Source organism: Streptomyces sp. NPDC060064 (genome assembly GCF_042736455.1).
Classification (GTDB): Bacteria; Actinomycetota; Actinomycetes; order Streptomycetales; family Streptomycetaceae; genus Streptomyces.
In genome coordinates this window covers 118,842-144,353 of the sequence record NZ_JBHWWF010000001.1, presented here as the reverse complement: position 1 = coordinate 144,353, position 25,512 = coordinate 118,842, and the positions used below count along the sequence as shown (strand labels likewise).

Sequence of the window (25,512 nt, the reverse complement as noted above, 5' to 3'; positions counted from 1 at the left end):
GGCCGAGGTTCCCGCATCCGGTGGCTGTCTGGACCTGTCACGGCCAGGTGGCCGGATGGCAGCCAGGGAGGTAGGCGTCGACGATCTCCGCCGGGGCGTCGCCTTCCGGCGGGTGATCGCAGCGCTCTGCCGACGGCCACGGCACGAAAGCCCCGTCCCCGCACTGCACCAGCAGCCGCTTGTCGTGTGTCACCACGCCCCGCGGCCGCAGCCCGCTCAGGCTCGCGGTCGTATACGCGGCGGTCAGACTGTTGAGGTCGTGGACGTCGCCGATCCGGAACAGGGACCGGGTCTCTGCGATGGCCTCGTGCTCTCCCGCGCGCATGACCACCCGCAACTCCGGTGCGACGGCCAGGGCTGCCACCGATACGGCGATGTTGTCCAGGTCGTCGGAGGCCACGGCGGCCAGCGCCTGCGCCTGCGGCAGATTGAGCGTGCTCAGCACGAACCGGTCGGTCGCGTCGGCGACGACCACGGGCACGCCCAGTGCCCGGGCCAGACGCAGCATCGGCGCTGCCGGATTCCGCTCGAGGGCGATCACGCCGATGCCCAGAGCCTGCAGCTGGGTGCAGAGGCGCAGGCCGACCTGCCCGAGCCCGACAACGACCACATGCCCCGCCCGCGGCAGAGCACGGGAGCCCACGATGCCGACCGCGCGCGGTCCCAGCAGACGATCGACCATCCCCGCGGTGAACACAGCGGTGAACACAATGGTGACAAGCATCGCGACGGCAGAGAACACCAGATAGGCGTCCGAACCATGGGCGGCCGCCGGGCCGACGGCAGATACCGTTCGCGCCGCTTCGAACAAGGCCTCCACGGGCGGGCGGTGGTTCAGGGCCACGGCCCAGGACCAGTCGGCCAGCAGCACCGTGAGCAGCCCGGCCAGGCCCGTCAGCATGATCCGCGAGCTGCCGTCGTGCGGCCGCAGCTGCCCTCGGATCCTGCCCAGCCGGGCCCGCCACCGCAGCGAGGGCGGCGGCCGCCACGACTCCAGGCGCACGGCCCCCTCCTGCCAACGAGCGCCTATGTGGCCCGCAGGTGTCCCGGTCAGGCTCAGCAGATCGGGCTGGAGGCAGGCGGCAAGGAGAACGGGCGCGGCGACATCGGCCGGCGAGGTGACCTGACAGTTCGGCAGTACGCGCAGGAGCTGCTCACTGACCGTCCGGTCGAAGACCGTCACCACCAGCTTGACGTTGGGGCGGATGTGCTCAACGGCGAGCGCGTAGCGCAAGGACTCCACATCGTCGTCGAGGAGCACCGCGACGCCGGCCACCTCCCGCCGCAGCGCCCGGCGCAGATCCTCGTCCCCGGGACGGTCGAGGTGACACACAAGGTGTCCGGCCGACTGCAGCACACCGCAAACCCTGCGCGCCATGTCACTGCCGATCACCACGAAGTACTGCCGTGGCGCTGCGCTCTCGGGCATCACTGCGCACTCCCTCACCTCTCGGGTGGTGAGAACGCTAGGGGCCTGCACCGCCGGTGTGCTCGTCCCTGTGTCTGACATCGGAGGGCCATGGGTTGTACGCCTGCACAAGACCGACGGGGTAGGGGGGCGGCGGGGTCAGCCTGCGGCAACCCAGGGACCAGGACCAACGGGCCGAGGCCAGGACCCGGCGGCAGGAACCGGTTTGGGCCGCCGAGCCGGGATGCACGGGCAAAGGGCGGCGGCGGCTTCGCCGGAACCCACGATGCCGCCCGCGGCCAGCCGCGACAGGGGCCGGGCATCTGCGGAACCGCATGGTGCAACTGCCGCACATCCGGGGAGAGTTGGTTGCAAGGTACGCCACTTCAACCCCCCGGTCCGGACAGAAAGTGAACGACAGCAAGATCACATGGTGGGCAAGGGCAGCCCGCAGACCCCGCGTCAGCCGACCGTGGCGCGACAGTTGGGCCAGGGCCTGTCCGGTCTGCGCGAAGGCGGCCACCCACTCGTCGTGCCCGGCGGGACGGCCTTCTGGCGCCTACGCGCCATCGCCCTTTTCTGATCAACATGAGGTGCCGGTGAGAACCGTGTCGCCAGTCACAGATGGCGGTGACCTCAGGGTGAAGGTACGTGCTGGGAGAAGAACGAGAGCACGTGGTTGCGCACCATGGCCACCGATTTTGCCGCGTCGATCGAGCCGACCAGCTTGATCCGGTCGTTGGCGGTCATCAGTCCGGTGGCCTGCAACTGGGGTGCTATGGCGGCGTAGTCGGTGAACACCCAGTGCGTGGCGTTGTCGAGCTGCCGCCAGCTGATGCGTTCTCCCGGGTGGGCGAGCATGGCCGACCAGGAACGCTCGAACCGCGCGTCGCGGAAGCCGTCGGTCCCGAACAGCAGCAATGGCCGGTCCACCCCGTGCTGAGCGCACGGGAGCAGTTCACCTTCCTGACCGGGCCTGTCCGGCGGGTAGTCCAGGTAGCCCTCCAGGTTGACCGCCGCGTCGATACGCCGGTCCTCGTACATCGCCTCGGTCGCGGTCGTCCCGCCCGCCGAGTGGCCGTATATACCCACCCGCCGCAGGTCCAGGGCGCGGCCAAGGTTCTCGGGCAGCGTGCGTGCTTCCGCGTCGGGATTCCGGCCGGCTGCCAAGGTCGTCAGCTCGTCCAGTACGAACCGTGTGTCCGCGAGCCGGGAGTCGATCATCGTGCGGAAGACCTGCGGGTCTTGGGGGGTTCCCGGCAATCCGTACTCTCGTACTCTGCCGTCGGGAAACTCGACCGCACTGGATTCGCCGGGATGATCGATGGTCACCACCACGTAGCCGCGGCTGGCCAGTTCCTCGGCGACCCCGGTGCCGACGGTGCGCGGGTCACCGCCTCCTGGGGTGTACAGCAGCACCGGCCGCCGGACCGGCTGTGCGGGCGCGCCCGCGCATGAGTGGGTCATGGTGGCCGCCCAGTCCACACCGCTCTTCGGCAACTCCGGATGCAGGTAGATGGGGTCGACGGCCTTGAACTTCTCCGCTGCGGCGGGGGTCATCTGCGGTGCGATCGCATAGCCGCGGACGGTGCGAGCGGGGTAGAACACCGTGACCATCACTTCCCGGACGGGGATGGTGCTGTCCCACGGGTCGCGCCTGCGCTGATCGACCAGATGCAGCGTGGTGACCCCGATCCGGTGCGGGCCGGTCGGAGGCGGCAACCGCACGGTGATGTCGCCCGCGGCCCGTGCCTGCGCGACGCCGCCGCCCGTGAGCAGCATCGCGGCGGCCAGCACGGCCGAGGTGGTGACGGTCCGTCGGTCCACCACGGCGATCCCCTCACCCCCGGGGCCGGCATCAATGCCTCGTTCAAGCGCACCGGCGCGGCCCACGCGCTCACCGTTGCCGGTCTTCCTGCGAAACATGGCTATCTCCCCTCTGTGACATTGGTCCTTGTGTCTTCCGACGGCCCCTTGAGTGAATGAACAAAGGGGCAATACCTGAATGCTGACGCTCGAAGGAAGTGCGGGCGAGGGTTCAGGCCCTGCCCGAAACGATGGCGCGGCGCGGCCTGGGAGACTAGTGATCCGGATCCGTTTCACGGCCGCCGACTTCGCGCGGGTCCGGTTCGCGCCCCGGCCGGCCCCGCTGCAGGAGCTGAACGCGGCCCTGATGATGATGTGCCGCCCCGACGAGGAGTTGCTCTTCGGCCGATGGAGACAGCGGGTGCTCCGCTCCCTGCCCGTCAGCGTCCAGGCGCTGAGGGACCTGGTCCCTGCACAGGAGGCCCCCCACTTCATCGACGTGTTCAGCGACACGCTGCAGGAGGGACTGGACACCGTCCGAGCTTCGCGTCCGGACCTGGTCCGCTCCGAAATCGAGCGGGTATACGCCACGCACACGTCCCCGGCGCCACTGTGGATCCGCGAGCTGCACCAAGGTGGTGCCAACGCCTGGCAAGTCCTCCGCCGGGCCCAGCACGCAGCCTTCGAAACGGTCGTGCACCCTGTGTGGACCTTGGTGCAGGACCTGCACCAGACGGAGTTCACCCGCCATGCCCTGGCCGTGGCCGAACACGGCATTGGTGCCGCACTCGCCGCACTCGTCCCCGGCACCCGGTTACATGAGGGCGTCTGGGAGTTCGAGGGGCCGGAGCGGGACATCACTCTGCACGGGCGCGGCGTGCTGCTCCTGCCCACTTTCCACTGGACCGGCCATCCCCTCATCTCCAGCTTGCCCGACCACCCCCTGGTCGTGACCTGTCCAGCCGGTCCGGGCCTGCCGCTCGCGCCGACCGGTCCGGGGGGCACGGACGACGCGCTGGCCGTGGTGCTCGGGCGGACCCGCCTCGACATCCTGCTCCGGCTCGGGGAGAAGCACACCACCAGTGAGCTTGCCCGGCGGCTGGGCGTCAGCAATGCCACCGCTTCGGCCCATACCGCCGCGCTGCGCGGCGCCGGCCTGATCACCACGGTCCGCGCCGGACGGGCGGTCCTGCATCAGCGCACTGCTCTGGGGAGCCTGCTGGTTCAGCGACGTACTGGAACGCGGCGCGCGAACGGCTGACAGTAGGTACGCGACGGCGGCTCGGCCGCAGACGGACCCCGCTGCTACACCTCTACGCCGGCGCGTGACCGGCCCGCTCGCGCAGCGCCAGCCACTCCTGAAGCTCGATCAGATTCCCCTCTTGTCCGACCGCTCGGCGCGATGATCTGTTCGAGCTTACAGACGCGGTGTTGGGCGCGCACGGGACGGTGAAGACGCCGGTGGATCTGACTTGCGGCCCGAACACCGGCGTGGGCACGACGCGTTGTAAGCCGCTTGAGCAGTACCGTCACTCGCCGCCCACGCTGATGTTCGGGTTGCCGTCGCGCCCCTGCGGCTTCAGCTCGATCTGGATCGTGTGGGTACGGTCGCGCGCCGCCGAACCGCCGCCGCCCGCCGTGACCACCCCGATCCGCAGCTCGGCCCGGCCGCTGCCCTCCCGCCGCACCTGCACGGCGAACTCCAGATTCACCTTCTCCACACTGAACTTGAGGTCGCGGCCCTCGCCGTCCCGCTGCGCCCGTTCCAGCTCGTCCCGGACCTGTCCGATCACTTCGGCCAGCCCGGCCACCGCGGTGTCGTCACGCTCAGCCATCGCGCACCTCGTCTCCTGTAGTTATCGTTGAGCAGTATGAGGGAGCCGTTGCGCACGTCCAACTCAGCGCCGCACGAGGAGAGTTGGCGAGTCTGTCTGCTCCGTACGCAGGACCGGGCCACCCGCCCGCTCGGGGCCGGAGTGCTGCTCCCGGGGGGTCTGGTGCTCACCTGCGCCCATACGGTGCTGTCCCGCCCCGACCGGTCCGGCATCCGCACCCCGTTCGACACCGTCTACGTCGACGTCCCGCACATCACCCTCTCCGGCGGCGTCTCCGAACCTCTGCCCGCCCGGCTGCTGCGGCAGTATCTGGTGCCGCCCACCCCGCACTTCAGTGGCGACCTCGCCCTGCTCAAGCTGGACGAGGAGCCGCCCGTGGCGCATGCCGTACTGCACCGCCAGATCCCCGCGCGCAAGGAACCGGTGCACTTCACCGGCTACCCGGAGGACCTGCCGGGCGGCGAGCACCTCGACGCCCGGCTGATGGGGCGGGGCGGGCCCTCGCCCACGCCCGAGTGGGTGCAGCTGGACACGGAGGGATCGGCGTACGTGGTCCGGCGCGGCTACAGCGGCGCCGGGGTCGTCCAGAGCCGCTCGCGCCGCCTCATCGGCATCGTGGCCCACCAGTTCGGCACCCCGGAGGCGCCCGTCCGGCGCGAGCACGCGTACATGATCCCGACCGAGACGGTGCTGAAGCATCTGCCTCTGGAGCGGCTGGGGCTGACGGTGACGGGGCACCGGGCCGTCTCCCGCGATGTCGCCGTCGCCCCGGACAGGACCGCCTCGGGCCGGGTCCCGGGGCTGCACCGCCGGCTCACCCGCTGGCTGGACGGCGCACAAGACACGGACCCCGTGGAACTCGCCTTCGCCGGTGAAGGCGAGCACGAACTGCTGCACACGATCCGCTCGGCCCTCACGCTGGCGGACCGGGAGCAGAGCCCGCCGTCCGCGTCCGGGAGTTCGGCGGGCGAGCCGCAGGTGGGCAGCATCGACATCGCCGTCGACGCCACCAACCGCACCGTCGAGAACCTCGCCGTCCACGCCGCCGGCCGCATAGGCCTGGACCCGCCGTCCGGCACGCCCGAACCCGAGTCGCCGTCCCGTACCACCGAGCCGGAGTCGCCGTCCCGTACGCCCGAACCGGACGCCCCGTCCCGTACACCCGAACCGGACGCCCCGTCCCGTACACCCCACCAGGCACTGCTCGCCCGGATCGCCGACGAGAGCCCGCCGCTCTTCGCCGCCTTCCTCGCCGTCGACCGGTCCGCCTCCACGGACGCCGAGATCGTGGCACTGCTGCGGGCCCTGCGCGCCCGGGACGACAGCCGGCTGCTCCTCGTCTTCAGCGACCGGCGCTCCCCGCTGCTCGCGCAGGTCCGCGCCGAACTCCTCGAGCCCGAGTGGCCCGACCGGCGCGCGGACCGGCTCGGGACGCGCGTGGCCCGGCTGGCCGAGACCGAGCAGCGGTTACGGCAGTTGCCCGCGAACCCGGTCACGGGCGGCCGCCCCGCCCCGCGGCGGCCCGAGCCGCGGACGCCGAGGCTCCGCCGGGAGCTCCAACAGCTTCGGCGCGGCAGTCCGTTGTTCGACTCGCCCGCTCTGCCGCACGCGCTGTTCCGGCTCGCCGTCGACATCGAGACGGCCCTGCTGGAGGCCGAGAGCGCCGAGCAGGCGCTGACCGGCCCGCTGGGCCCGCACGAGTTCGTGGTGGAGCCGCCCGGCGAAGGTCTCACGGATCTGCCGGTCGTCGCCGTACGCGATCCCGACGCGCTGGTCACCGCCCCGGCCGGGCACCAGCTCGCGGGCGGCGACCGGCTGCACCAGCAGTACGAGGTGGTGGGCCCGTTCGGCCGGGGCAGCCACGGGCAGGTGTATCTCGCCCGCGATCTCCTGCTGGAGAACCGGCCCGTGGCGCTCAAGGGGATCCTCGACCCGGGCAATCCCGCAGCCGTCCTCCAGGCCCACCAGGAGCGGCTGCGGCTGGTCAGCCTCAACCATCCGTCCGTCATCCGGGTGGTCAACTACGCACGGCATCCGTCGTCCTCGGCGGAGTTCATTGTGATGGAGTTCGCCAACGGCGCGCCGCTGGAGTGGGTCGCGGCCCGGATCGCCCGGCACGATCCGCCGTTCTCCGGACCCCGGGTCCGCGAGTTCATCGTCGCGTACGGGCTGCGCATCCTGGACGCGTTCAGCTATCTGCACGACCAGGAAGGTCTCGTCTACGGCGATCTCTCCCTCACCAACGTCCTGCACTGCGGCAACGGCATCAAGCTCATCGACGTCGCGGGCGTACGCGAGCCCGGCGCACCGGGACCGGTCAGCCACCGGCCGCCGGAGACCGGAGCCGCGGGCGAGATGACCACCGCGGGCGATCTCTACACCGTGGGCGCCGTCCTCAGCGAGCTCCTCGCCAAGGCCCCGGCGCCGCCCGCGGACCTGGGCACCGAGTCGCTGCAGCGGGCCCTGCACCGCGCCATGGCACCCGATCCCAAGCAGCGGTACGCCTCCGCCCAGGAGATGGCTCTCCAGCTCCGCGGAGTCCTGCGCGAACTGCGCTCCCTGCGGCTCGGCGTGGAGACCTTCGAGCCGTCGCCGCTCTTCGACCGGGCGGCCACGGCGCTGGACGGGCAGCTGGGCAAGGCCCCGCCGCTGGACCGCTGGCGACAGGACAGCAGCCGCAGCTACCGCCTCGGCGCACAGGTGCCGGGACCTGCCGAGGCCGCCGTCGCCCTGCCCGTACCCAAGGCGGATCAGCAGGACCCCAACTGGAAGGAGCTGCAGCGCACTTCGTACGACGACCCGGTCGGACTGCTCCAGCTCAGCGGCGAATGGCTGGAGTCGCCCGAGCTCCATCTGCTGCGCTGCCGGCTCCATCTCGAGCTCGCCCGCGACCAGTTGCGGCAACGGGTCGAACAGCTGGAAGCCGCGACCAGAGAGCTCAAGGGAGCCCATCGCATACTCGGCGACCGGGCCCGCTACGACTGGCGGCTGAACTGGCACCAGGGTCTGACCGATCTCGCCCACGGCCGGCTGCGTCCCGCCCTGACCTCCTTCGACGAGGTCTACCGGGCCATTCCGGGCGAGTTCGCGCCCAAGCTCGCGCTCGGCTACTGCCACGAGAAGCTGGCCGACGACTGGCGCGCCGCAGGGGACGACAGCGCGCCGCAGGCCGCCGAGGCGCGGGAGGCGCACGAACAGCAGGCCATGCAGTTCTACGAAACGGTCTGGTGGCGCAACCATGCGCTCGGCAGTGCCGCCTTCGGGCTCGCCCGGATCCATCTCGCCCGCCGCAGCCCGGAACGGGCCCTCGCGTCCCTCGACGGCGTCCCGCCGGACTCCCGGCACCGCACCGCCGCCCGTACGGCGATGGTGCGCATCCACGCGAGCCTGCCCGCCGACGGCACGCCGCCGACCGTGGCATCGGCGGTGCGCGCGTACGCCGCACTGCACCGGCTGGTCAGTCACGAGGGCCTCACCGACCGGCAGTCCCAGGAACGGCTCACCGCGGAACTGCGCGAGCTCCTCCTCGAACTGGTCCACGCCGCACGGGAGAAGGGCGAGGATGCCGATCCGCCGGCCGAGCTGCGCGCCTCGCTGCCCTCCGCGATAGACGTCCCGGCCACGGAACGCGAACTGCGCGAGCAGCTCTCCGCCAGTTACCGGCAGTTGGCGAAGCAGGTGCCGCGCACCGACCGGGCCGAGGACGCGGCCCTCGCCGAGGCACTCCTCGACAACGCCTACCGGACCCGTCCTCTCGGTCTGAAGCACCACCGGGACCGGAAGCGGGACCGCGACCGGGACCGGGACCGCGACCGCGACCGGGACCGGGACCGCGACCGGGAGAGGCACGACGGCCGCCGTACGGGAACGCCGCCGCGGCCACTGACCGCCTGGCTGCCACGCTCGCTGCGGCCCGGCTCGGGGGAGGGCCGATGAACCCGCCGAACCGCCTCGCCGCACCCCTGTCCCGGGCACTGCGGGCCCTGCCCCGGGCACTTCCCGTACCGCGCCGCCTCTTCCCCGCACTGTGGCGTCGCGCCACCGGCCGTACCGCCGAGGGCAGCCGGCCCACCGCCGCGTTCCTGCGCCGTCGCATGCTCGTGCTGCCGGCACTCGGCGTGATCGCCCTCGCCCTCTCCGCCGCCGCCTACGGCGACATCCACGGCCGTACGGAACGGCTGCGGGACCGTTGCGCACCCGCGCTGGTGGATCTGGCCGAGGCCCGGACCTCCCTCCAACTGGCCCAGGAGGAAGCCGTGTCGCGGCTCCTCCGCACCCCCGGGAAGCCCGGCCTGGTCGAGCTCGGCGAGACCTACCGCTCGCTGCTCACCGAGGCTTCACAGAGCCTCAACCAGGTGGCGCAGTCCAGGGCCCTGCACAAGGCCCAGGAACAGGAACTGCGGGTGGTGTCGGGTCTGGTCGTCGCCTACGGGGACAAGATCGCCTGGGCGGACCGGCACCGTACGACCGACGTGCTGCGCACGGCCGGGGTCGGCTACGCCGCCGACATGCTGGGCAGCCCCAAGGGCACGACAGCCCGTACTCCACCGCAGGAGCCGACCACCATCCTGGACCGCATCAGAGAGCTGGAACGCCAACTACGGGATGAGAGCCGGGACTTGGTGGCCTGGAGCCCCTTGACAGTGACGGCCGCCGGCGCCGCCGCGCTGGCGGCCGCGCTCTTCGCCTTCGTCCTCGTCGGCACCTCGGTCTTCCTGCGGGACCGGCTGCGGCTGATCAGCCTGCAGTTGGCGGTGGCCGCGGTGCCGGTGCTCCTCACCCCCGCACTGCTGGCCGTCGGCGGCGCACAGGAGCACGGCGCCCAGGAGCGGGTCCGTACGGCCGTCGGGGCCCTGGAGAACGTGCGCGCGGATCGCGTCACGGCCCCTCGCCGGATCGAGTCCACCGCGCTCGACGCGGCCGCCGTGATGCGTGGCACACATCCCGACGGCTGGTCGACGACCGCGGGCATCGCCGTGCCGGCCGGCGGCGTGGGTGCGCTCGCCTGCGGCGTCACGCTCTTCCTCTACGGCCGCCCGTATCCGGCCGGCCGCACCCTACGGAAGTACGGGGACGTATGAGGTGCTTGAGGGTTGTGCTGGCCGGCTGTCTGCTCGCCGCTTCCGCCGTGACGGCCGGCGGCTGCTCGGCCACGGATGAGGAGCGGACGCTGGTCGTCCTCGGCCCGTGGACCGACGGCGAGGAGAAACCGTTCCTGGCGGCCCTGAAGGGCATCGAGAAGCGGACCGGACGCAGTTACGTCTACAAGGGCACCCGTTCCCTGCGCGAGACCCTGGTCGCCCAGTTGCAGGCCGGTGCGCCGCCGGATGTGGCGATAGTGAGCAGCCCGGGCGACCTGGCGGCGTACGCCCGCGCCGGGGACGCCTATCCGCTGCCCGAAAGCGTGGTGGGTGCCGCGGTTCCGCCGTGGGCGCCCGCCGTCACCGTCGACACCAAGGACGGCGAGGCCCGTACGCACGCGTACTGGGCGCCGGTGCGGCTGGACCTGAAGTCGATCGTGTGGAGCCACGCAGCAGATACGGGGAAGACCCCGGACTGGTGTCTTGGCGTGGGTTCGGGCGCGACCTCGGGCTGGCCGGGCACGGACTGGGTGGAGGATCTGCTCCTGCAGCGCCAGGGACCCGCCGCGTACGAGAGCTGGGCGACCGGCAAGACCCCCTGGCCGGAGACCAGGCCGGCATGGGAGCAGTGGGCCGGCATACTCGCCGCGAACAAGGGGGAGCTCGGAAAAGAGGGGCTCGAGAACGGCTTCGAGCTGCTCAGGAACGGCCGGTACGGGCTGCTGAACAGCGGCAGGTGCACCCATGAGCACCAGGGCTCCTTCATCCGCCGCCACTACACGGACGATGTGCTGCCCACGCCCACCACGCGTTTCCTCGGCTCCGACAAGTCCGGAAAGTCTGGAAATTCCGGAAAGCCTGGAAGGACCGGGAAGGCTGGAGGATCCGGCGCGAATGCCTTCGAGGTCTCCGGCGACATGGCCGCGGTGTTCAAGCCCAGCGCCGCCGCCTGGGACCTGCTCGGCCGGCTCACCTCCCGCGCGGCCCGCGACGACTGGGCGAATGCGGCGAAGCCCGGGGAGCGGCCGTACTTCCCGGGCGGCTCCTTCGGCACCCTGCCGCAGTCGCAGGGCACCCGCGACGTCCAGAAGCTGCTCGAAGGAGCCGGCCAGATCTGCCTGGACGCCTCGGACGCGATGCCGCCGACCCTGCGCGACGCGTTCTACCGCGCCGTACTGGAATTCCTGGGCCACCCGCAGGACCACGACCTGCTGACCCGGCTGCTCGAACAGCTGGAGGCGGAGCGGATCCTGCAGCAGCGGGAAGGGGCGTTCGTACTGGACGATCTGTGCGACAACCCGGTCGGCGCCTCGCCGTAGACGGCCCGGCTGCCAGGGCGTGCCCTAGGCGAAAACGACCGTACGGCGGCCGTTCAGCAGAATCCGGTGCTCTGCGTGCCACTTCACCGCGCGCGCCAGCGCCTGGCACTCCACGTCGCGGCCGATCGCCACCAGCTGCTCCGGCGTGACCTGGTGGCCGACGCGTTCGACCTCCTGCTCGATGATCGGGCCCTCATCGAGGTCTGCCGTCACATAGTGCGCCGTCGCGCCGATCAGCTTCACGCCCCGGGCGTGCGCCTGGTGGTACGGCTTCGCGCCCTTGAAGCTCGGCAGGAAGGAGTGGTGGATATTGATGATCCGGCCGCTCAGCTGCTTGCACAGATCGTCCGAGAGCACCTGCATATAGCGGGCGAGGACCACCAGCTCGACCTTCTCGGCGCGGACCAGTTCGAGCACCTGCGCCTCGGCGGCGGCCTTGTTCTCCTTGGTGACCGCAATGTAATGGAACGGGATCCCGTACGACGCGACGAGCTCGGCGAAATCCTTGTGGTTGGAGACGACCGCCGCGATCTCGACCGGCAGCGCGCCGGTCCTGGAGCGGAAGAGCAGGTCGTTCAGGCAGTGGCCGAACTTGCTGACCATCAGGACGATCCGCATCCGCTCCTCGGCGAGATGGATCTGCCAGTCCATCTGGAAGGAGTCCCCGACGGCGACGAAACTGGCCCGCAGTTTCTCCACGGTCACCGGCGACTCCGCCGAGAAGTGGACCCGCATGAAGAACAGACCCGTGTCCCGGTCCCCGAACTGCTGGCTGTCCTCGATGTTGCAGCCGGTCATGAAGAGATAGCTCGACACGGCGTGCACAATGCCCTGTTTGTCAGGGCAGGAGAGCGTCAGGACGTACTGGTCAGTCATCTTCGTAGGATGCCACACCCGCCGGTCCCGGCCGGAGTGCTCGTCCGTCAGCCGGACACCGGGCGAAACCCCGAGCGACCTCCCGGCCTTCGGCGGAACTCAGAGGGATCTCAGGCGGACCGGGTCATGATCCGCAACACGTCCAGCGAGCGCGGCGGAGTGTCCGGGTCCTCGCCGTCGGCGACAGACAGCCGTACATGCGCCTCGCGGGCGGCTCGTACGGCCTCGGGCCAGCCGTGGTGTTCGAGATAGGCGGACACGGGAGCGTCCGCACCCACCTGGTGCATGATCCGCAGCACGCGCAGGACGGCGACATCGACCAGGGCGGCCTCGCCCGAGTCGCGGAAGATCGTCCCGACGTACTTCTCCGCGGACCAGTTGTCCAGCCAGGTGTCCTCGACCAGGCGGTACACGGCGTCGGTGACGTCGCCGTACCCCTCACGGCCGGCCAGCCAGCACTCTTCATGGAAGACAGGGTCGGAAAGCATGTGCAGCGCCGAGCGCACATTGCTGCGCCAGCGCCACCAAGGCATGTCATTGAGCGGCATGCCGCCCATGGTGGAGGAGCGACGGCCGCGGCGGGAAGAGGTGTCCGAACCTTGCTGCACGCCGTCGATCGTACGTTCCCTGGTCGCGGGGCCCCACAGCCCCCTGTAATTCACTTTGACGTCACTCGTCGTTGATCAATGCTCACTCTTCCGTTACCCGGGAGGAGGAAATGTGCATCACCATGACCGGTTGGCGACGTTCATCCTCCCCCCGCCCCTCAAGGACCCGCCCCTCACGGACCGTGCGGATTCGCGCCGTCTGTATGACAACGGCCGTCGCGGCGGTCGGAGCGTCGCTGGTCAGCGGCTGTGGTGTGCTCCCTGGGGCCACGGGGGGGTCCAGGGAGCCCGTCACGGTGATGACGTTCGCCCCGGAGGAGACCTCGGTGACGAACATGCCCGGAATGCCCGCCATGGCGAAGGCCTACGCCCGCTGGGCCGAGGCACAGGGCGGTATCGACGGGCACGAGCTGCGCGTCATCACCTGCAACGAACAGAACACCTCCACCGGAGCCGCCAACTGCGCACGGCGTGCGGTCAAGGAGGGCGTGGTCGCGGTCGTCGGCTCGTACAGCCAGCACGGCGATGCCTTCATGGCTCCTCTGGAGGCCGCGGGCATCCCCTTCATCGGGGGATACGGCATCTCCGAGGAGGAGTTCACCAGCTATCTGTCCTACCCGGTCAACGGCGGCCAGGCGGCGCTCCTCGCCGGCAACGGCAAGCAGCTCGCGAACGTCTGCCAACGGGTCTCGCTGGTAAGGCCCAACTCCCTTGCCGGCGACGAAATGCCCGTGCTCCTCAACTCCGGCCTCGCGGAGGACAGTCAGCGCAAGTCCACGGACATCCTTGCCGCGGAGGACGCGACCGACTACACCGCGCAGGCTGAGCAGGCACGCAGGAAGGCAGGTGCGCGGAGCGGCTTCGGAACGGGGAGCGACGACCGGCCCGGCTGTGTCACGGCCGCGCTCGGTGACCGCACGGAGACTTTCGTCGACTCCTTCCGGCGGCTGCCCGAGGACAGCCGGAAGGTACGGATCTCCTCCGTCATGGGCAGCGTCGGCCAGCCGCTCATCGACCGCACCGGCGGCCGCAAGGGCCCCCTGGAGGGTGCGTACATCACCGGCTGGTACCCGACCGCGGGCGATGCGCGCTGGGAGGAGATGCAGAAGATGATCCGTACGTACGCCTTCGGCGACAACGACATCGACCCGGCCGACGCCGGTGTGCAGACCACATGGATCGCGTACACCGTGCTGAAGACGGTCATCCGGTCGATCCACGACGACAGGATCAACCCCAGGAAGGTCTCGCGGGCCCTCGACAACGGGGTGCGGGTCTCGACCGGCGGCCTCACTCCGGTGCTGCGCTGGAAGTTCGAGGACATGCTCGGCACGCCCGACTTCCCGCGAGTGGTCAACCGGGCCGTGACCTTCCAAGTGGTGCGCGACGGACGCCTGGTGGCCCAGAAGCCGGGCTTCGTGGACGTCAGCAAGACGCTGTCGTCGTCCAGCATCGCCGGCTGACCGGGGGTCGGTCGGTCGGCTGCCCGGCCGACCGGCCGACCGGAAGCTACAGCTGCTCGCTGCGCCGCTCCGTCAGCTCGTACTTACGGGCTATGGCGTTCCACAGCCCGGACGCTTCCCTCTTGGCCTTGGTGGCGTCACCGCTGGCGCGGTTGGCCTGAGCGGTCTGGCCGGTGTTGCGGGCCTTGCCGTCCTTGCAGCCCTTCTTGCTCTTGACCTGCAGGGCCCAGGCCGCGTAGTGGTCGTCGGCCGACGCGGACGCCTGCCATGCCTTGGTGAGCGAGGCAGTCAGTGCGGCATTGTCGGGCAGTTTGTCGACGGTCAGGCCCTCGAGCCGGGTCACCAGACCGCGCCGCTGCACCGCGGCGCCGTGCAGGTCGGTGGACGCCTGGTCCAGGTTCTGGCACTGCTTGATGTTCTCCACCGAACTGATCACCGTGGCACGGCTGTTGTTGCTGTCCGCGAGGAGCTTGTCGAGCGCCTCGGCCTGCTGCTTGGCGGGGTCGGCGGCGGCCTCGGGAGAGTTCTTGGGGGCGTCGGAGGTCGCTGCGACGTTCTTGCTGGCGTCCGGTTCCTTCTTGGCGTCGTCCTCGCCGCCGAACATCACTGCGCTGACGCCGAGTCCGAGGACGGCACAGCCGACCACGACGGCGGCGATCAGCGGTACGTGCGAGGACTTGCGCCGATCGGGCTCGGGCTCATGGTCCTGCGGCTCGTACTGCGGCTGCTGGTACTGCGGTTGCTGATACTGCTGCTGATGCGCCGGTTGCTGCTGATGCGACTGCTGCCGGCGCGTCCGCCGGCCGCCGAGCGGACCCTCGAAGCGGGGCATCTGTGCCGTGGCGTCCGCGGGCTGGGCCGCGGGCCCGTCCGTACGGAAGAGGCTGTCGAACTCGGCAGGCGGCTGCCGGTCGCCGGGCGCCCCCGGCCGGATCCCGAACGGCGCGGCGTTGGGCGCGGGCGGGGCGGAGCCGGGCGGTACGGCTGCGATGTACTGCGTGGCCTCGGCGTCCGGTCCCGATACGGGTCCGGGGCCGGGCATGGCACCCGGTATGGCACCGGGCGCGGTCCCGAGGAACTGGGTGGACTCGGCGGGAGTCTCCGGCGGCAGGGCTCCGGGGCCCACGGGCGCCACCGGCGGGATGTACTGCGTCGCGTCGGAGGCACCCATGACGGGCGCCTGCGGAGGCAGCGCTTGTGGAGGCAGGGCCTGAGGGGGCAGCGCCTGCGGAGGCAGGGCCTGAGGAGCCGGTCCCTGTGGAGGCACCGCCTGAGGCATCGGCTGCGCGCCGTACCCGGCCTGCGCGCCGTACTGAGCCTGCGCGCCGTACCCGGCCTGCGGGCCGTACTGAGCCTGCGCGCCGTACCCGGCCTGCGGGCCGTACTGAGCCTGCGCGCCGTATCCGCCCTGCGACACCTCGCCGTACCCGCCCTGCGGTCCGTACCCGCCCGGCGGCGCCTCCCCATAGCCGCCCTGGGCAGGCTGCCCGCCCTGGTCGGACTGCCCCGGCTGCTGCTGCGGCCCCCAGGGCTCGCCCCACGGCTGCCCGCCCGCCGGAGCCACCTGTGGGTCGGAGACACCTGGAATCAAGGGCTCACTTCCGTCGGCGGGCAGCACGACGCCTTCGTGCGCGGGCCGCACAGCAGGAAGCTGCCGCTCGTCACCCTGTCCGCTTTGCGTCACCGGGACTCCTACGTATGGGCCTACTGAACCGTCGGTTCACGCTACCCGGTGCCTCAGCCGCTCCGCACACACGCGCGGAAGCAGTAACAAGATGCGGACTCAAGTCGCTGTTAAAGGGGCACCCGGCCTCATGCGGCCTGAATCTCCAGCCGCGCCCCGAACTCGCGCACCGAAGGCTCCGTGGCGTACGGCTCCAGGCGCTGCTGGAGGTCGTCCAGGTACTCCGCGCCCCGGCTCGAGCGCAGCCTCCCCAGCAGCTCCACCGCACGCGTGCCCGTGTGACAGGCCTGCTCCACCTCACGCTGCTGCACCTGCGCAGTGGCCAACAACACAAGACCGATCGCGCGCCGCCTGGCCCGCGACTCCGGGTGCCCGTCCAGCGCGTTTGCGGCATGGTACGCCGCCACCTCCGCCTGCCCCAGGTCGCGGTAGCAGTGCGCCAGCTCGTCCGCGAGATACGCGTGGTCGAAATGGGCGATCCAGTCCGGATCATCCCCTGCCGACGGCTCGGCCCGCTCCAGCGCGGCGAGCGCCTTGCCGGCCACCTCGTGGCAGGTGCGGGCGTCCCCGAGCAGGGCGTGCCCGCGCGCCTCCGCGGCGTAGAACATGGCCTCGGCCCGCGGTGTGACCCGGCCCCGGGCGCCTTCCTGCGCGGCCCGTGCCAGCTGGGAGATCTCCCGAGGGTTACCGAGCTGAGCGGCCAGATGACTCATGGACGCCGCCAGCACATAGCCGCCGTACCCCCGGTCCCCGGCCGCCTGGGCCAGTCGCAGCGCCTGGATGTAGTAGCGCTGGGCGAGCCCCGGCTGGCCGGTGTCGACGGCCATGTATCCGGCGAGCTCCGTCAGCCGCGCGACCGCCGCGAACAGCTCACGGCCGACCGATTCGCGGTACGAGCCCGAGAGGAGACCGGAGACCACGCTGTTCAGATAGTGCACGACGACCGGCCGGACATGCCCGCTGCCGAAGCGGTGGTCCAAGTCGGTCAGCGCGCTCGTCATCGCCCGTACCGCTTCGACGTCCGAGACGCCGACCCGCGCTCCGGCCGTACGCGCGACCTGCGTGTCCGCGCCGGTGATCAGCCAGTCGCGGCTCGGCTCGACGAGTGCGGAGGCCGCGACCGCCGACCCGGACAGGAAGTCGCGGCGGCCGACGTCACTGCGCCACAGCTCGCAGACCTGCTCGATCGCGCCGAGCACGGTCGGCGAGAACTGCAGGCCGACGCCGGACGCGAGGTTCTTGCCGTTCGCCATGCCGATCTCGTCGATCGTGACCGTACGGCCGAGCTTGCGGCCCAGCGCCTCGGCGATGATGCCCGGTGCACGGCCGCGCGGCTGCTGCCCGCGCAGCCAGCGTGCCACCGAGGTCTTGTCGTAGCGCAGGTCCAACCCGCGCTCCGTGCCAACCATGTTGACGCGACGGGCGAGCCCCGCATTGGAACACCCGGCTTCCTGAATGAGCGCCTGCAATCGTTCGTTCGGTTGTCGGACGACGAGAGGCCTGGCTGCCATGACTACCCCCTGAGGCCGCGGTGATCCATCGAAGTGATCACTGCCCGGCTGATATACGGAGAATGCAGACTTGGGCTGAGTTGGTCGTTTTTCCGGGAAGATTCGGAAGATTCCCTGGAAGGCCTTTCCGGAAGGCGGCCGCCTTGACGCACACAGAAGCCACACGGAAGCCACGACGTCTGCCGCCGTCGCCCTCCCGGATCGCCGCCTCCCCCTCGCGATGACGCCACTGCCTGTGGCTACCCGCCCACCACGGCCCAGCCGCATGCGCGCCCCCACCCGTGCACCCATGCGCCCCGTGTGCAGGATCGATGCGCCACGCACCGCCCATGGGACGCCCGTAACCCAAGGTGGTGGCGGGAGTTGAGTGTGTCGTGGAAGAGACCATCGGAGTCATGGAAGCCGTACAGATCCCCCAGCAGCGAGGTGAGCAGCTGCTGGACAATGCCGTGCGGTACGCGGAAGAGCGGCACTGGGACGTGTTCCCCGGCACCTGGCTGGAGGCGGTGGAGGGCAGGGAACGCTGCTCGTGCGGCGACACCGCATGCGCCCTGCCCGGCGCCCACCCCGCCAGACCGGACTGGGCGAACCAGGCGACCGGCAGCGCGGTCGCCGCACGCCGACTGTGGTCCAGGCAGCCGAAGGCGTCGATCCTGCTGCCGACGGGACGTACCTTCGACGCTCTCGACGTACCGGAGTCGGCCGGCTTCCTGGCGCTGGCCCGCCTGGAGCGGATGAACCTCCCGCTCGGCCCGGTGACCTGCACCCCCGACCGCCGGATGCTGTTCTTCGTGCTGCCCGGCGCGGCACTCAAAACCCCCGACCTGGTCCGCACCCTGGGCTGGGTGCCGAGCGCCATCGACCTCGTCGCGCGCGGCGAGGGCCACTACGTCGCTGCGCCGCCGACCCGGATCGGCGGCCATGGCGCGGTGCAGTGGGCCCGCCGCCCCACCACCGCCAACCGGTGGCTGCCGGACGCGGACGAGCTGATCAGCCCGCTGGCATACGCATGCGGGCGGGAGGCTGCCGCGAAGCGGATCCGCCGCGCATAAGGCGGCCCGCAAGGTGACCCATAAGGTGGCCTCGTACATACGGGGACACTGAAAGGCGGGGCGCCATGCCGGACCAGGCGATGGGAGCCACAGAGGCGGGCGGGGCGCGAACGGCGCCGCCCGCCGTTCGTGTTGAGGGCTTGTGGAAGCGGTTCGGCGAGCAGACCGCGGTGGCCGGCATCGATCTCACGCTCCCCGCGGGCAAGTTCATCGGCCTCGTCGGGCCGAACGGCGCGGGCAAGACGACGACCCTGTCGATGGTGACCGGCCTGCTGCGCCCGGACCAGGGCCGGGTGGAAGTGGCGGGCCACGACGTGTGGCGCGACCCCGTCGAGGTGAAGTCCCGTATCGGCGTGCTCCCTGAGGGCCTGCGCCTCTTCGAGCGGCTCTCGGGCCGTGAACTCCTCGCTTACAGCGGGCGGTTGAGGGGCCTGGCGGGCGATGAGGTCGACAAGCGCGCCACTCAGCTCCTGGACGTACTGGACCTGGCGGGCGCGCAGCACAAGCTGGTCGTCGACTACTCCACGGGCATGCGCAAGAAGATCGGGCTCGCGGCGGCCCTGCTCCACAACCCCGAAGTGCTGTTCCTGGACGAGCCGTTCGAGGGCGTCGACCCGGTCTCGGCGCAGACGATCCGCGGCGTCCTGGAGCGGTACACCGACTCGGGCGCGACCGTCGTCTTCTCCAGCCATGTGATGGAGCTGGTGGAGTCGCTGTGCGACTGGGTGGCGGTGATGGCGGCCGGCCGGATCCGCGCGCAGGGCCCTCTGGCGGAGGTACGGGGCGATGCGCCGTCCCTGCAGAGCGCGTTCCTGGAACTGGTGGGCGCGAACGGCCGGGACACCGGGCACTCGCTGGACTGGCTCGGCGGCGGTACCCGTTGAGCAACGTCAGCGCCTTGAACAGCGCATACCTCGCCCCGGTCTTCATCCGTCTCAAGCTGTCGCTGCTGCGCAACGGGCTGCGCCAGTCGTCCGGCCGCAGAGCCGCGTACATCGCCTCGATCGTCGTCACGCTGCTCTTCGCCGCGCTCCAGCTCATCGGCCTGATCGCACTGCGCGGAAACGATCACGCGGAATCGGTCGTGGTGCTGCTGACCGCCGTACTGGCCCTGGGCTGGGCGTTCATGCCGCTCTTCTTCCCCAGCGGTGACGAAACGCTGGACCCGACCCGTCTGGTGATGCTGCCGCTGCGACCGGGCCCGCTGGTCTCGGCGCTGCTGGCGGCGTCGCTGGTGGGCATCGGCCCGCTGTTCACGCTCTGCCTGGCGGTGGGGTCGGCGATCGCGCTGTCCCACGGCGTCTTCGCGCTGCTCGTCTCTGTCGTGGCCGTCCCCCTCACCCTGCTGGTGTGCGTGGCGCTGGCACGGACGGTCGCGGCGGCCAACATCCGGCTGCTGACCTCCCGCAAGGGCCGCGACCTGGCGCTGCTCAGCGGTCTGGTGATCGCGGTCGGCATCCAGTTCGTCAACTTCGGTGCCCAGCGCCTCGGCCGGGCCGGCGGACTGTCGGCGCTCGATCCGGTGGCGGAGATCGTACGGTGGCTGCCGCCGGCATCGGCGATCGGCGCGGTGGACTCGGCGAGCGAGGGCTCGTACGCGGTGGTCATCGGGCAGTTGGGGTTGTCGGCGGCCGCTCTGCTGCTTCTGCTGTGGTCCTGGCAGCGCAGCCTGACCAAGCTGATGACGACGCCGGACGGCTCGACGCTGGCCGCTGCCTCGGAGCCGACCCGCAAGGAGTCCACGACCGGCTTCCACCGTCTGCTGCCCGAGGGCCGTACGAGCACGGTGATGCAGCGCAGCCTGCGCTATGTGTGGCGGGACCCGAAGACGAAGGCGGCGTGGGTGACGGCGCTGGCGATCGGCCTGATCGTGCCGCTGTTCAACGCACTGCAGGGCACGGGCTCGGTCTACTTCGCCTGCTTTGCGGCGGGGATGCTCGGCATCCAGATGTACAACCAGTTCGGCCAGGACACCTCGGCATTCTGGATGGTGGCGCTGACGATCTCGTCCACCCGGGACGCGTACGTCGAACTGCGCGCCCGCGCACTGGCGTTGCTGGTGATCACACTCCCGTACACCGCCCTCGTCACTGTCCTCACCGCGGCCTTGCTCGGCGACTGGCAGGCTCTGCCGGAAGTGGTGGGCCTGTCCTTCGCGCTGCTGGGCGCGATGCTGGCGACGGGAGCTGTGGCGTCGGCCCGCTTCCCGTACTCGATCCCGCAGGACAGCGCGTACAAGAACGTCGCTCCCGGTCAGGGCGGCCTCGCCTGGATCTCGATCTTCGGCGGCATGATCTCGGCGGCGGTGCTGTGCGCGCCGGTGATCGCGCTGACGATCTGGCTGCATGCTGCGAACATCCAGTCGGCGCTGTGGCTGCTGCTGCCGGTGGGCGCGGCGTACGGGCTGCTCGTCGGGTGGGCGGGGGTGCGGCTTGCGGCGCCGCAGACGGCGAGAAGGCTCCCGGAGATCCTGGCGGCGGTCAGCAAGGGGTGAGTGGCAGCAGGGGTACGGGGGGCAGCCTCCGTACGCGTACCCGAAGCAGCAGCCGTACCCGGGGGCGGGCGGGCCGGGCAGCCGGGGTGCGTCTCCTGCGCCGCCGAAGGAGGACCGCACGGTCGTGATCGTGAGCATCGTGATGGGGTCCGTCGCGGGGAGACCCGTCAGCCGAATCGCCTGACGGGTCCCGTACCCACGGGCGCTCTCTGAGCGCTCAGTTCGCCAGCAAGGACTCCAGTATCGACTCGTTCGGCGCGGTCAGTCCGGGTCCTTGCGCACTCGGGCACCGCGGGTCGAGCCGGAGTCTGGCCAGATCGCGGCCGGCGACGGCCCAGGCGTACCGGGACGACCGTTCCCAGGCCAGCTGCGGCGGGTTGTACCAGCCGTCACCAAGGCCGCCGAGCATGGGCTGAGCCTCCGCGAGCCCTGGTCCGAGCCGGTACACCGAACCGCCGAAGACCGACGCGAACACCTGCCCACGATGGACGCTGAGCTCGCCGTAGCTCGGCAGCTTCCCGGTCTGCAGGACCGTGCGGGTCTCGAGATCCATGGCGAACCAGGTACCTGCGAGCCGCTTGTAGACCCCGTACAGCACACCGTCGTGCACCGCGATGTGCTGCAGGCTCGCGTATCCCTCCACCGGCGCGACCTCCCACAGCACCTTGCGGTACCGCAGGTCGAAGGCGGCGATCGTGGCGCTCGGCCTGGCCGGCGTTATGCTGCCGCCGCCCCAGGTGTCGCCGGCGAGGTACGCGATCCGGCTGCCGGGCCTGTCGTCCAGCGCGAGCGACATCACGCTCTGGTCCACGATGACATCCGGGTAGACCCTGAGCTTGCGTCTCGACCGGTCCACGACTGTCAGCGCGCCCTTGAGCAGGCCGACGCCCGGGGCGGTCGACACCAGCAGCAGATCCTGGCCCTGTTCGTATGCCATGTCCGTCGGCCGTTGCTGCTCGTTCTCGACGAAGCCCATCGACCGGACCTTGCCGCGGTCCGGGTCGTACTCCAGCAACTCGGTACTCGGATACATCGCCGCGTACACGTGGTCGCCGACGAGTTGCAGTTGCTTCGGCTCGCCCGGGATCCTGATCCGCTGGGACGTGCCGTTCGCCGGCCGGTGCGTCGTGATCGAGAAGTGCCCGCCGACGTGCACGGTTTCGCGCCTGCCGTACGTCATGGACTGCACGGGATCCGGTCCGGACAGGCCGATGTCGATCAGCTCGAGAATGTCCGACGTGCCACTTGCCAGGTCCAGCCACCACAGCCGGCCGCTGCCCGCACCGCCGAGCAGTGTCCCGTCGGACAGCGGCAGCAACGCGCGATGCTCGTCCCCGCCCGCGGGCGCGGCGACCGGCACGAGAGTGCCGCCGTCCCGCCGATAGACCGTTCCGGTCGGGCGTCCGACGCAGTACAGCGTGCCGTCGGACGTCATCGTCATCGCGTCGATCAGCCGCTCCGGGCCGGGCGTCGGAATCACCCGTACGTCGCTGCCGTCGGGCGCCATATCCACTACGGACTTGGTGAGCGCCGCGATCACCCGGCCGCCGCGGGCGAGCAGCGCGGCCGCGCCGCCGTAGGGCGTCGGGGTGAGGTTCGTCCTCGCGCCGGTGACACGGTCGTAGGCGACGACGTAGCCGTGCGGCAGCGTCCCCGCGTAGACGAAGCGCTCGTCCGCGGCGATCGCGCGCACATACAGATCGCCCGGCACCGCGACGCCGAGATTGCGCAGGACGCCGGTCTGCGGTTTGTACTCCCAGACTTCGCCGCGCGGGGACGTTCCCGCGTAGACCGTGCCGTCGGGCGCCGTGGTGAGGCACCAGACGAAGCCGCCCGCCGGGCCCACCGTGCCGATCAGCTTCACCTCGCCGGTGGCCGGATCGAAGCGGTAGATGTCCGCGTACGGATAGGTCCCCGCGTAGACGTGCCCGCCCGAGACGGTCGCAGCCCAGCCGCCCTCTCCACGGGAGAGCCGGACGGCTCTGGTGAGTTTCTTCGACGTCAGGTCGATCTCGCCGAGTATGGGCGGACTTTGACCACGGGCGACGACGTAGGCGCGATCGTCGAGCTTCGTCATGCCGACGATGGCGGCGGTGAACGACGCGATGCCGTAGGTGGAGACGGGAGGACCCGAGCAGTGGTCCCCCGCACTGGCTGTATCCGCTCTGTCTGCTGTGTCTGGTCTATCGGCCGTGCCTGCGGTGTCGGTTGCGTCGGCGTTCGCAGCGCTCGGGGCAACCAATTGGCCCGCTACGGACGCCAGGGCGAACCCGGCTCCGGCATGCAATAACCGCCTGCGTTCCATGCATCCCTCCCTTGAGAGATTCGGAATCTCTCAAGGTAGATGCGGATCAACGGCCCGTCATCGCCCCGGCCAGGTTCCACCATGAGACTGTTCCGGTTTGTCCGGTTTAGGATTTTTTATCACGCAGAATCCGCGTACGCGGGAGCGACGCACCCCCGCGGCAATGCGCACCGCAGCGGGTCTCTCCGCGCCCTCATCACCGCCGCGGGGCGAAGCCTTCCGATTAGCGCCTGTATACATTCCGCCCTCTGCAGCGCACGGCGCCGTCGCCGCCAAACCTCTCAGCGAGGGGTGTTTTCCAGTCGAAGCAGCTCTCGCACGGGGTGGGGTAGTCCGGGTATTGACGCAGGTCAGGCGGTAGTTTTCTGTTGCACCACTGAAGATCGTCCATATGATGGACACACCCTCGCACCCGCCCCGAGCTGCCCGAACGACCATTCGGTCACCCCCGAACGAACGTACACGGCCGGAAACGAGCGAACGACGTGCACTCACTGTCCGCATGCGCAAGACTCCCGACCGCAATCGCCCCCCGATCGAAGGAGTTTCACACATGCGTTACATCCGCAACACAGTCGCCGCAGTCGCCACGGCATCTGCTCTTCTCCTGACCGGCACCACGGCCATGGGAGTCGCGCAGGCCCGGCCCGCACAGCCCGCACAGCCCGCCAACGCGAAGAGCCTGTACGCGCCGTCCGCGCTCGTACTCAGCTTCAGCAGGGGCGAGGACGCCGCGACCGCCACGGTCGAGCGCGCCGTCACCCTGAGCTGCGCCCCGCGACCCGCGGGAACCCACCCCGCTCCCGCGGCCGCGTGCGCGGAACTCAGCGCCGTCAACGGCGAGTTCGCCGTGCTGACGGAAAAGCCGTCGCACAAGACGTGCACGCGCCAGTGGAGCCCTGTCGTGATCAGCGCCCAGGGCGTGTGGCAGGGCAAGCACGTCAGCTGGTCGGCCACGTACGGCAACGAGTGCGAAATGCAAGGAAGCATGGCCGACGGCAAGGTCTTTGCCTTCTGAACGGCCCCTCACCACGGGTCCCCTGACGCACGTTCACGCCGTGCCACGAGGCCGGCAGCTCACCCCCGCAGCAGAGCACACCACGTAGCCGGTCGACCGGTTGCCGACCTCGCTGATCGCCCAGCCGCTGCCGCCGCGGCCGAGGGCGATCCCCCGGGCCCCGCACACGCCGGGCCTCGATTCCCGTCAGGGCGTCAGCACACCATCCAGGAACGGCTCGATCGCCGTCCGCCATCCCTCCGGCTGGTCGTAGTGCACCAGATGGCCCGCGTCGGCCACTTCCCCGTACTCACCCCGCGGCAGGACCCGCACCATCTCCTGCGCCTCCGCGCGGCCCAGTTCGCCGTCCAGACCACGGACCACCAGCGTCGGGCACTGAACCTGGGCCAACTCCTCCCAGTGGGCGTCGTGGACCCATGTTTCACGGGAGGTGAGCATCTGGCGGCGGGAGAAGACCGGGCGCCAGCCGTCCGCCCGTTCGGACATCACCTCTGCGAAGAACTCGCCTCGGGCAGGGTTGTGACGCTCCACCCAGGGGTCGTCCTCGCCGAACCACTTGCGGACATCCGCCAGTGTCGCGAACGGGACCGGCCAGGAGCGGAACCAGTCCTCCCACTCGCGCTGCGAGGCCGCACCCAGTGCGGAGGCGCGCATATCGCAGATGATCAGAGCCTGGACCAGATCCGGGCGCTTGGCGGCGAGCTGCCAGGCGGTGAGCGCGCCCATGGAGTGGCCGATCAGGGTCACCGGGGCGAGGCCGAGTTGTTCGACGGCGGTCTCGGCGTCCGCGACGTACGCCTCGCGGGTGAACGGGCCTTCCGCCGGCTTGTCGCTGCGGCCATGACCTCGCTGGTCGAGCGCGATCGCCCGGTGCCGCTCAGCCAGCCAGCGGGCCGTCGAGGCCCACTGCGAGGCACGGCCCATCAAGCCGTGGAGCAGTAAAACTCCAGGCGCGTGCTCCGTCTCGCCCCTCCCTTTGGGAGGGTCGGCGAACTCCCAGGCAGCCAGGCGTACGCCGTCGGCTCCGGTTACGTCAATGCGCCGCACCATGT

General features: G+C 70.5%; 19 protein-coding genes. 10 read left to right on the top strand and 9 right to left on the bottom strand.

What is annotated here, in order from left to right; genetic code table 11:
• Window positions 1–37 precede the first annotated feature (37 nt).
• A complete protein-coding gene (locus tag ACFWDI_RS00715) occupies window positions 38–1,429 on the bottom strand; it encodes an NAD-binding protein (RefSeq protein WP_385300498.1) in 1,392 nt (463 codons plus the stop codon).
• A 409-nt stretch (window positions 1,430–1,838) separates the two neighbouring features.
• Here ACFWDI_RS00715 and ACFWDI_RS00710 point away from each other — a divergent pair, with 409 nt between their 5' ends.
• Window positions 1,839–1,991 (top strand): hypothetical protein, encoded by a 153-nt coding sequence (locus ACFWDI_RS00710; RefSeq protein ID WP_385300496.1) that lies wholly within the window; start codon window positions 1,839–1,841, stop codon window positions 1,989–1,991.
• 53 nt (window positions 1,992–2,044) lie between these two features.
• Here ACFWDI_RS00710 and ACFWDI_RS00705 read toward each other — a convergent pair whose 3' ends face one another.
• Window positions 2,045–3,334 carry an alpha/beta hydrolase family protein gene (locus ACFWDI_RS00705; protein ID WP_385300495.1) on the bottom strand — a complete coding sequence of 430 codons (1,290 nt, stop codon included), beginning with the start codon at window positions 3,332–3,334 and terminating at the stop codon, window positions 2,045–2,047.
• 157 nt (window positions 3,335–3,491) lie between these two features.
• On the opposite strand from ACFWDI_RS00705, the gene ACFWDI_RS00700 reads away from it, so the two are divergent.
• On the top strand, window positions 3,492–4,475 hold the full coding sequence (locus tag ACFWDI_RS00700; RefSeq protein ID WP_385300494.1) for an ArsR/SmtB family transcription factor: 984 nt from the start codon (window positions 3,492–3,494) through the stop codon (window positions 4,473–4,475).
• 268 nt (window positions 4,476–4,743) lie between these two features.
• Here the strand turns inward: ACFWDI_RS00700 and ACFWDI_RS00695 are convergent, their stop codons facing one another.
• Window positions 4,744–5,049 (bottom strand): trypco2 family protein, encoded by a 306-nt coding sequence (locus ACFWDI_RS00695; protein WP_327324337.1) that lies wholly within the window; start codon window positions 5,047–5,049, stop codon window positions 4,744–4,746.
• Between the two features lie 36 nt (window positions 5,050–5,085).
• On the opposite strand from ACFWDI_RS00695, the gene ACFWDI_RS00690 reads away from it, so the two are divergent.
• The 3 genes from ACFWDI_RS00690 to ACFWDI_RS00680 are packed head-to-tail and all read left to right on the top strand — an operon-like array spanning window position 5,086 to window position 11,449.
• Entirely contained in the window at window positions 5,086–8,985 is a 3,900-nt protein-coding gene (locus tag ACFWDI_RS00690; protein ID WP_385300493.1) for a tetratricopeptide repeat protein, read from the top strand.
• A complete protein-coding gene (locus ACFWDI_RS00685; protein ID WP_385300491.1) occupies window positions 8,982–10,130 on the top strand; it encodes a hypothetical protein in 1,149 nt (382 codons plus the stop codon). The genes ACFWDI_RS00690 and ACFWDI_RS00685 overlap by 4 nt, the downstream gene beginning before the upstream one ends.
• Window positions 10,127–11,449, top strand: a complete 1,323-nt coding sequence (locus ACFWDI_RS00680; RefSeq protein WP_385300490.1) for an extracellular solute-binding protein — start codon at window positions 10,127–10,129, stop codon at window positions 11,447–11,449. Before ACFWDI_RS00685 ends, ACFWDI_RS00680 begins: the two co-directional genes overlap by 4 nt.
• Before the next feature lie 24 nt (window positions 11,450–11,473).
• Here ACFWDI_RS00680 and purU read toward each other — a convergent pair whose 3' ends face one another.
• Entirely contained in the window at window positions 11,474–12,325 is an 852-nt protein-coding gene (purU, locus tag ACFWDI_RS00675; RefSeq protein WP_385300489.1) for a formyltetrahydrofolate deformylase, read from the bottom strand.
• Window positions 12,326–12,435: 110 nt separating this feature from the next.
• Entirely contained in the window at window positions 12,436–12,882 is a 447-nt protein-coding gene (locus tag ACFWDI_RS00670; protein WP_327328368.1) for a hypothetical protein, read from the bottom strand.
• 173 nt (window positions 12,883–13,055) lie between these two features.
• Here ACFWDI_RS00670 and ACFWDI_RS00665 point away from each other — a divergent pair, with 173 nt between their 5' ends.
• Window positions 13,056–14,396 (top strand): ABC transporter substrate-binding protein, encoded by a 1,341-nt coding sequence (locus ACFWDI_RS00665; RefSeq protein ID WP_385300488.1) that lies wholly within the window; start codon window positions 13,056–13,058, stop codon window positions 14,394–14,396.
• 46 nt (window positions 14,397–14,442) lie between these two features.
• Here ACFWDI_RS00665 and ACFWDI_RS00660 read toward each other — a convergent pair whose 3' ends face one another.
• Both ACFWDI_RS00660 and ACFWDI_RS00655 read right to left on the bottom strand, forming a co-directional pair.
• Window positions 14,443–16,080: a hypothetical protein gene (locus ACFWDI_RS00660; protein WP_385300487.1), complete on the bottom strand. Its 1,638-nt coding sequence runs from the start codon at window positions 16,078–16,080 to the stop codon at window positions 14,443–14,445.
• A 128-nt stretch (window positions 16,081–16,208) separates the two neighbouring features.
• Window positions 16,209–17,591 carry a transcriptional regulator gene (locus tag ACFWDI_RS00655; protein ID WP_385300486.1) on the bottom strand — a complete coding sequence of 461 codons (1,383 nt, stop codon included), beginning with the start codon at window positions 17,589–17,591 and terminating at the stop codon, window positions 16,209–16,211.
• A 395-nt stretch (window positions 17,592–17,986) separates the two neighbouring features.
• On the opposite strand from ACFWDI_RS00655, the gene ACFWDI_RS00650 reads away from it, so the two are divergent.
• The 3 genes from ACFWDI_RS00650 to ACFWDI_RS00640 all read left to right on the top strand — a co-directional run bounded on the left by ACFWDI_RS00650 (window position 17,987) and on the right by ACFWDI_RS00640 (window position 21,137).
• Complete coding sequence (locus ACFWDI_RS00650; RefSeq protein ID WP_327328369.1) at window positions 17,987–18,643, top strand: bifunctional DNA primase/polymerase; 657 nt, start codon at window positions 17,987–17,989, stop codon at window positions 18,641–18,643.
• Between the two features lie 65 nt (window positions 18,644–18,708).
• Window positions 18,709–19,527, top strand: a complete 819-nt coding sequence (locus tag ACFWDI_RS00645; protein WP_385300485.1) for an ABC transporter ATP-binding protein — start codon at window positions 18,709–18,711, stop codon at window positions 19,525–19,527.
• 14 nt (window positions 19,528–19,541) lie between these two features.
• The gene (locus tag ACFWDI_RS00640) at window positions 19,542–21,137 is read left to right on the top strand and encodes a transporter (RefSeq protein ID WP_385300484.1); all 1,596 of its coding nucleotides are present in this window, start codon (window positions 19,542–19,544) and stop codon (window positions 21,135–21,137) included.
• Between the two features lie 217 nt (window positions 21,138–21,354).
• On the opposite strand, the gene ACFWDI_RS00635 is transcribed toward ACFWDI_RS00640, so the two are convergent.
• A complete protein-coding gene (locus tag ACFWDI_RS00635; RefSeq protein ID WP_385300483.1) occupies window positions 21,355–23,214 on the bottom strand; it encodes a hypothetical protein in 1,860 nt (619 codons plus the stop codon).
• A 781-nt stretch (window positions 23,215–23,995) separates the two neighbouring features.
• Between ACFWDI_RS00635 and ACFWDI_RS00630 the strand changes: the two genes are divergently transcribed.
• Window positions 23,996–24,460, top strand: coding sequence for a subtilase-type protease inhibitor (locus tag ACFWDI_RS00630; protein ID WP_385300482.1), 465 nt, complete (start codon window positions 23,996–23,998; stop codon window positions 24,458–24,460).
• A 186-nt stretch (window positions 24,461–24,646) separates the two neighbouring features.
• Here ACFWDI_RS00630 and ACFWDI_RS00625 read toward each other — a convergent pair whose 3' ends face one another.
• Window positions 24,647–25,510: an alpha/beta fold hydrolase gene (locus tag ACFWDI_RS00625; protein ID WP_385300481.1), complete on the bottom strand. Its 864-nt coding sequence runs from the start codon at window positions 25,508–25,510 to the stop codon at window positions 24,647–24,649.
• Between the last annotated feature and the right edge of the window lie 2 nt (window positions 25,511–25,512).

Coding starts and splice junctions, on each gene's coding strand:
- ACFWDI_RS00715 (WP_385300498.1), bottom strand. CDS start 1,429: ATGCCCGAGAGCGCAGCGCCACGGCAGTACTTCGTGGTGATCGGCAGT.
- ACFWDI_RS00710 (WP_385300496.1), top strand. CDS start 1,839: ATGGTGGGCAAGGGCAGCCCGCAGACCCCGCGTCAGCCGACCGTGGCG.
- ACFWDI_RS00705 (WP_385300495.1), bottom strand. CDS start 3,334: ATGTTTCGCAGGAAGACCGGCAACGGTGAGCGCGTGGGCCGCGCCGGT.
- ACFWDI_RS00695 (WP_327324337.1), bottom strand. CDS start 5,049: ATGGCTGAGCGTGACGACACCGCGGTGGCCGGGCTGGCCGAAGTGATC.
- ACFWDI_RS00690 (WP_385300493.1), top strand. CDS start 5,086: ATGAGGGAGCCGTTGCGCACGTCCAACTCAGCGCCGCACGAGGAGAGT.
- ACFWDI_RS00685 (WP_385300491.1), top strand. CDS start 8,982: ATGAACCCGCCGAACCGCCTCGCCGCACCCCTGTCCCGGGCACTGCGG.
- ACFWDI_RS00680 (WP_385300490.1), top strand. CDS start 10,127: ATGAGGTGCTTGAGGGTTGTGCTGGCCGGCTGTCTGCTCGCCGCTTCC.
- purU (WP_385300489.1), bottom strand. CDS start 12,325: ATGACTGACCAGTACGTCCTGACGCTCTCCTGCCCTGACAAACAGGGC.
- ACFWDI_RS00670 (WP_327328368.1), bottom strand. CDS start 12,882: ATGGGCGGCATGCCGCTCAATGACATGCCTTGGTGGCGCTGGCGCAGC.
- ACFWDI_RS00665 (WP_385300488.1), top strand. CDS start 13,056: ATGACCGGTTGGCGACGTTCATCCTCCCCCCGCCCCTCAAGGACCCGC.
- ACFWDI_RS00655 (WP_385300486.1), bottom strand. CDS start 17,591: ATGGCAGCCAGGCCTCTCGTCGTCCGACAACCGAACGAACGATTGCAG.
- ACFWDI_RS00650 (WP_327328369.1), top strand. CDS start 17,987: ATGGAAGCCGTACAGATCCCCCAGCAGCGAGGTGAGCAGCTGCTGGAC.
- ACFWDI_RS00645 (WP_385300485.1), top strand. CDS start 18,709: ATGCCGGACCAGGCGATGGGAGCCACAGAGGCGGGCGGGGCGCGAACG.
- ACFWDI_RS00635 (WP_385300483.1), bottom strand. CDS start 23,214: ATGACGAAGCTCGACGATCGCGCCTACGTCGTCGCCCGTGGTCAAAGT.
- ACFWDI_RS00630 (WP_385300482.1), top strand. CDS start 23,996: ATGCGTTACATCCGCAACACAGTCGCCGCAGTCGCCACGGCATCTGCT.
- ACFWDI_RS00625 (WP_385300481.1), bottom strand. CDS start 25,510: ATGGTGCGGCGCATTGACGTAACCGGAGCCGACGGCGTACGCCTGGCT.